This is a genomic window from Parvibaculum sp. (assembly GCF_040882025.1).
In the GTDB taxonomy this organism is placed as follows: Bacteria; Pseudomonadota; Alphaproteobacteria; order Parvibaculales; family Parvibaculaceae; genus Parvibaculum.
On record NZ_JBBECC010000083.1, the window covers coordinates 1 to 4,891 of the forward strand.

The 4,891-nt window shown below is 65.2% G+C and carries 7 protein-coding genes; 2 read left to right on the forward strand and 5 right to left on the reverse strand.

What is annotated here, in order from left to right; all coding sequences use genetic code 11:
- Nucleotides 1-202 precede the first annotated feature (202 nt).
- The 4 genes from WEB61_RS05570 to WEB61_RS05585 all read right to left on the reverse strand — a co-directional run bounded on the left by WEB61_RS05570 (nucleotide 203) and on the right by WEB61_RS05585 (nucleotide 3,130).
- Nucleotides 203-574 carry a helix-turn-helix domain-containing protein gene (locus tag WEB61_RS05570; protein ID WP_368063338.1) on the reverse strand — a complete coding sequence of 124 codons (372 nt, stop codon included), beginning with the start codon at nucleotides 572-574 and terminating at the stop codon, nucleotides 203-205.
- The gene (locus WEB61_RS05575; RefSeq protein ID WP_368063339.1) at nucleotides 571-1,221 is read right to left on the reverse strand and encodes a Smr/MutS family protein; all 651 of its coding nucleotides are present in this window, start codon (nucleotides 1,219-1,221) and stop codon (nucleotides 571-573) included. The genes WEB61_RS05570 and WEB61_RS05575 overlap by 4 nt, the downstream gene beginning before the upstream one ends.
- Nucleotides 1,222-1,235: 14 nt before the next feature.
- The gene (locus tag WEB61_RS05580) at nucleotides 1,236-2,261 is read right to left on the reverse strand and encodes a murein transglycosylase A (protein ID WP_368063340.1); all 1,026 of its coding nucleotides are present in this window, start codon (nucleotides 2,259-2,261) and stop codon (nucleotides 1,236-1,238) included.
- Nucleotides 2,262-2,377: 116 nt separating this feature from the next.
- Nucleotides 2,378-3,130 carry a Tim44/TimA family putative adaptor protein gene (locus WEB61_RS05585; protein ID WP_368063341.1) on the reverse strand — a complete coding sequence of 251 codons (753 nt, stop codon included), beginning with the start codon at nucleotides 3,128-3,130 and terminating at the stop codon, nucleotides 2,378-2,380.
- A gap of 231 nt (nucleotides 3,131-3,361) precedes the next feature.
- Here WEB61_RS05585 and WEB61_RS05590 point away from each other — a divergent pair, with 231 nt between their 5' ends.
- Both WEB61_RS05590 and secB read left to right on the forward strand, forming a co-directional pair.
- Nucleotides 3,362-3,874, forward strand: coding sequence for an FxsA family protein (locus WEB61_RS05590; protein ID WP_368063342.1), 513 nt, complete (start codon nucleotides 3,362-3,364; stop codon nucleotides 3,872-3,874).
- A gap of 98 nt (nucleotides 3,875-3,972) precedes the next feature.
- Nucleotides 3,973-4,473, forward strand: coding sequence for a protein-export chaperone SecB (gene secB, locus WEB61_RS05595; RefSeq protein WP_368063343.1), 501 nt, complete (start codon nucleotides 3,973-3,975; stop codon nucleotides 4,471-4,473).
- 24 nt (nucleotides 4,474-4,497) lie between these two features.
- Here secB and WEB61_RS05600 read toward each other — a convergent pair.
- Nucleotides 4,498-4,891, reverse strand: a 394-nt coding sequence (locus tag WEB61_RS05600; RefSeq protein ID WP_368063344.1) for an exonuclease domain-containing protein, incomplete at its 5' end; no start/stop codon positions are given.

Here is a 4,891-nt window from a genome sequence, read left to right on the forward strand (position 1 = left end):
GAATTGTGGGGCGGACGGTCGGGCATTGATTGCCGTTGCGGCAAATATTATGGAAACTTCATTGAATCGGCTTCGCGCGCATTCGTCCATGCGCCGGAGCGCGAATCTTCAAGCCCGCCTGAAATTGCAATGAGCGAATCCATATTTAAGGGACTTCGCCGGTTGCGAGTCGTCGCGCTCGATTTATTTCACCTCCGGCGAGTCATTCGCTTTTGCGCCGCTTGCGCCCATCGAGAATTGCCAAGAGGCGGGCGATTTCGACCGGACCGAGCTCGGCGATCTCCTCGGCAAGACGGTTCGCCGCTTCCGTTGCCTCGGGGGCAAGACCTGACGTGTCGATGACGATGCGCGGATGGGACAGCCGCGCCAGCCGCTCCAGTTCTTCGGCTTCGTCCCAGATCACGTTGAAATAGCCGACGATCGCCTGCACGAGCCGCCAGCTCGGGCGGCCACGCTTTCCGTGCTCCAGCGCCGAGAGATAGGCCGGCGTCACCCTCAGCGCCGCCGCCATCTCCTTCATGGTCACGCCGCGTGCGCGGCGCAGCTCACGCAATTTCTTGCCGAAGGGCGTCATCGTTTCTTGCGCAGCCAGATGTAAAAGGCACCGCCACCGCCATGTTTCGGATGAGCCGGCTGGAAGCCCGAAAGGTGGGTGCGGAAGGCTGCCTCCTCAAGCCAGCGCGGCACGGCGCTGCGAAGCACGCCTTGGCGCTCGGGCACTTCATAGAAGTCCGCGCCATGCAGCGTGTGGCGGGCATAGGGCGATGCGCCCTTGCCCGTGATGACCAGCACACAGCGCAGACCCCGTGCCCGGGCGCGGGTCAGGAAAGACAGCAATGCGTCATGCGCCTCATGCTGGTTATGGCCGTGAAGGTCGAGCGTCGCCTCGACTTCCGCCTGCCCGCGGGCAAGACGCTGGCTGACGCGGCGATCGAGACCCGTCAGCGGGGGCGGCTCCGGCGGGCGTGCTTTCGGGGGCTTGAGAAGCGCCGGTGGCGACACCCGGAAGACGACGGGTCGCGCAGCCGGAGGAATGGCCGCCACGCGTTCGGCGGGCTCGGCCGGCAGGATTTCGGCGTCGGCTTTCTTCCGACGGCGGACGAGCGGCTTTGCATCCTTCACCACGGCGCGCCAGAGCTTGCGCTCTTCTTCGGTCAGCGGGCGGACGCGGCGGCGTGGAACCTTTTTGCCGTCGTCGGTCTTGTTGCCGCCGGTTGCCATTTCCGCGCTCCCGGCTATCGGGGCGCGATGGTTTTCGGCAACAGCGCCACCAGCTCACCTTCGGCCTTCATGCGTCCCGCGATCTCGCCAGGCTCGTCGCCCGAGCCGAAAAAGATGTCGCCGCGCTGAACGCCTTTTATGGCCGAGCCCGTATCCTGCGCGACCACGAGATGCGCGAAGGGCACCTCGCTGCCGCCGTCGGGCGAGGGGTGGCGCGTCGTCAGCCAGAACAGGGCACCCAGCGGGTGATGCGCGCGATCGACGGCGAGGCTGCGGCGCGGTGTCAGGTTCACCTGTTCGGCGCCGGGGGGGCCCAGTTCCGGATCGATATTTCTCAGTATACGGAAGAAAATATAGGAATCGTTCCGCCGCATGACGTTGCGGCCCTCCGCCGGATTGGCTTCCATCCAGCCACGGATCGTCTGCATCGAGACTTCCTCGCGCGGGATGGCGCCGCGGTCGATCAGGATTTTTCCGATGGAGGTATATTCGTGGCCGCTTTTCGCCGCGAAGGCGAGGCGGACCGTTTCGCCGCTTTCGAGACGCACCCGGCCCGAACCCTGCACATGCAGAAAGAAAGCATCGACCGGGCTTTCGAGCCAGACCAGCGCCAGCGATCCGTGATCGAGCGCGCCGTCCTCGATTTCACTGCGGGTCGGAAAACCGGCGCCGCCCGCGCGCATCACAAAACCCGGCGGCGGCGCAAGGATGGGCGTTTGATAGACCCCATGCCGGGTCAGCGCGCCGCGCATTTCAGGTTCGTAATAGCCGGTGAAAAGACCGCGCTCCGCCGGCAGGCGGACCGGCAGGAACCAGTGTTCGAAAAACCCGCGCGCCGAACCCGGTGCGACCGGTTGAAGCGCGGCGGCGCAGGCCGGCTGCCAGTCGCCGGCGCGGCCATGGATCGAGGAGGTGCCTGTCTTGCTGTCGAGCGGTGCGGCGGCATCGAGCTTGACGATGCGCGTACAGGAGCGCGCGAAGGCCGCCAGCGCGGCGGCATGATCGTCGTCGGCCCAGCCGGGCAGATCGGCGAAACTCATTATGCGGGAATCGGCGCGAGCCTCCATGACATGCGCCCCCGGCGCGCAGGAAAGAACGGCGAGCAGAACAGCGATCGGAAAGAAAAGGCGCGCAGCCCCGCGCATCGCCGCGTCCGTCAGGCGGAAGCGCCGGTCGCGACCAGCTTCCAGTTCGGGTCGCGGCTCTTCACGTCACGCTCGAAGGTCCAGATATCGTTGACCTCGCGGATCGTCACCGGGTCGCCTTCGATCACGACGCCGTCGGCGTTCTTGACGCAGGAGGTCAATTGGCTGCGGAAGCTGATGGTGAGGCGGGCGCGGCTGCCGTCGAGCGAGGCGGAACTCAACACTGCCTTGTCGATGCCGATGAAGCTTTGCTCGACATGCTGACCCTTCTTGTCACGCTCGGCGATGGCGGCTTCGAAGCCTGCGAAAACATCGGCGCTCAACAAGGGCCGCAGCGCGGCGCGGTCGCCTTCCGCGAAAGCCGTGACGATCATTTCATAGGCCGCGCGCGCGCCGCCAAGAAATGCTTCGGCATCGAAGCCGCGGTCGATCCGCGCAATCGCATTCAGCGCATCGGCCAGCGGCGTGCCATCCTCGGCAATGCCGCGCCAGCGGTTGCGGATTTCGAACGGCTCGGCGAAGGGATCGCCCGCCGCATCGACGGTGCGGCCGCGGGCCGCGCTTTCGGCCTGTCCGGCGCGCGGGCGGGTGGGCAGCGTAACGACCTTGTCGTTGCCCGACGGATTGGGACCTGCGGGGTTGCCTGTGTCGGAATAGGGATCGTAAGGCGGGCGCTCATGGCCGGTGCGTCGGCCAAGCACGCTTCTGAGCTTCAGAAAGACGCCGACCGCGATTGCGAGCAGAATGATGTTGATAAGTGTCAAGCCGCCGTCCATTCGCTCGATGAGCCTTGCCTGTGAACCGGCGCCAACCTTGCCGGCTTCTGGTTTAAAGAGCGCAACAACAACGCCGCGCCGCCTTGTGGGTGACGCGCACCGTGCTGCTCGCTACTGTATCTATAACCTAGGGCAATCGAAGCGGTTTTGCTACCGGAGCCGTCGCGACGGATTGCCCTCCATTTTGCCCTTGCGGGCCTCATTGCCGCTGGAAGTGCCTTGCCTGTCCTCATTTTCCTGATCCTTGCCGGCCTGCCGCTCGCCGAGATCGCCGTCTTCATCGAAGCGGGCGAGGCGATCGGTCTCTGGCCGGTGATCGGCCTTGTGACACTGAGCGCGTTTGCCGGCGTCTGGCTGATGCGGCTGCAAGGTCCGGCGACGCTGCAGCGGGCGCAAGCCGCCCTGCAACGCGGCGAGCCGCCGATGGCCGAGATGCTGGATGGCGCGATCCTGTTCATCGCCGCCGTTCTTATGGTTACTCCAGGTTTCCTGACCTCGGGCGTCGGCCTTCTGCTGCTGGTCGCGCCGTTGCGCCGCAGCGTGGCGCGATATGCCGCACGCCGGATTGCGCTGCGGGCCGAAGTTCATGTTCGTACCGCCCATATGCGGCGGGGTCCCGATGGCGGCCCGATCATCGAAGCGGAAGACTGGGAGGTCGAGGAGGAGCAAGGCGATGCGTGCGAAAAAGAGCCGGCCGCGCGCCGATTGCCGCCGAAGTCCTCCGACGATTGAGGGACCGGATTTCTTGTCGCCAATGACGTTCCGTGGTAGCCAGCAGCCTCATATTTGCCGAACGAATGCTTTTCTGAGGAATACCGGGAGCGGCCAGAATGTCGGATCAAAATACAACCAATGAAGCGGACGCTGCCGGTCAACCGGCCATCGCGCAGCTTCGTGTGCTGACCCAGTATGTGAAGGATGTTTCGTTCGAGAATCCGAACGCGCCGCAATCGCTCGGACCGACCGACGAGCAGCCCGGCATCTCGGTGCGGGTCGATGTCGGCGTCCAGCGCATGAGCGACACCGACTATGAAGTGGCCCTGAAGCTCGGCGCCGAGGCCAAGACCAAGGACCGGACAATGTTCCTGGTCGAACTCGATTATGCCGGTCTCTTCCGGCTGACCAACATTCCGGAAGAAAATCTGGAAGCCGTGCTCGTCGTCGAATGCCCGCGGCAGATTTTTCCCTTCGCGCGCCGGATCATCGCCGACCTGACGCGCGATGGCGGCTATCCGCCGCTGATGATCGATCCGATCGATTTCGTCAGTCTCTATCAGCAGCGCCGCCAGCAGATGGCGCAGGAGCCAGCCGGCGCCGGCCAGCCCAACTGATTTCAGCCGATTGATCCTGGCGAACTAGCTCTTCGCCGCCCGCCACAAGGGCTCGCCGCGCAAGCCGCCGATAAAGGCGTCATGCGCTTCGCGTTCGGCATCGGTCAGGCGCGGGGCGAGCGGTTCGGGCCGCGGACGGGCCTGCGATTTTACAGGTTCCGCGCCGCTCACACGCGCGGCCTCGATGTCGGCCTGAAGCACGAGGCCCGGCTGCCGCCCGCCCTTCAACTCCAGATAGACCTCCGCCAGCAATTCCGAGTCGAGCAGCGCGCCATGTTTTTCGCGCCCCGAATTGTCGACATTGAAGCGGCGGCACAGCGCGTCGAGATTGTTCTGCGCGCCGGGGAACTTGCGCCGGGCGATGTCGAGCGTATCGATGGCGCGCGCCATCGGCAGGCCGGCGCGGCCGATGCGCTTG

Bases quoted from the DNA above. Each gene is read 5' to 3' on its own strand.
- WEB61_RS05570 (WP_368063338.1), bottom strand. From the start codon at position 574: ATGACGCCCTTCGGCAAGAAATTGCGTGAGCTGCGCCGCGCACGCGGC.
- WEB61_RS05575 (WP_368063339.1), bottom strand. From the start codon at position 1,221: ATGGCAACCGGCGGCAACAAGACCGACGACGGCAAAAAGGTTCCACGC.
- WEB61_RS05580 (WP_368063340.1), bottom strand. From the start codon at position 2,261: ATGAGTTTCGCCGATCTGCCCGGCTGGGCCGACGACGATCATGCCGCC.
- secB (WP_368063343.1), top strand. From the start codon at position 3,973: ATGTCGGATCAAAATACAACCAATGAAGCGGACGCTGCCGGTCAACCG.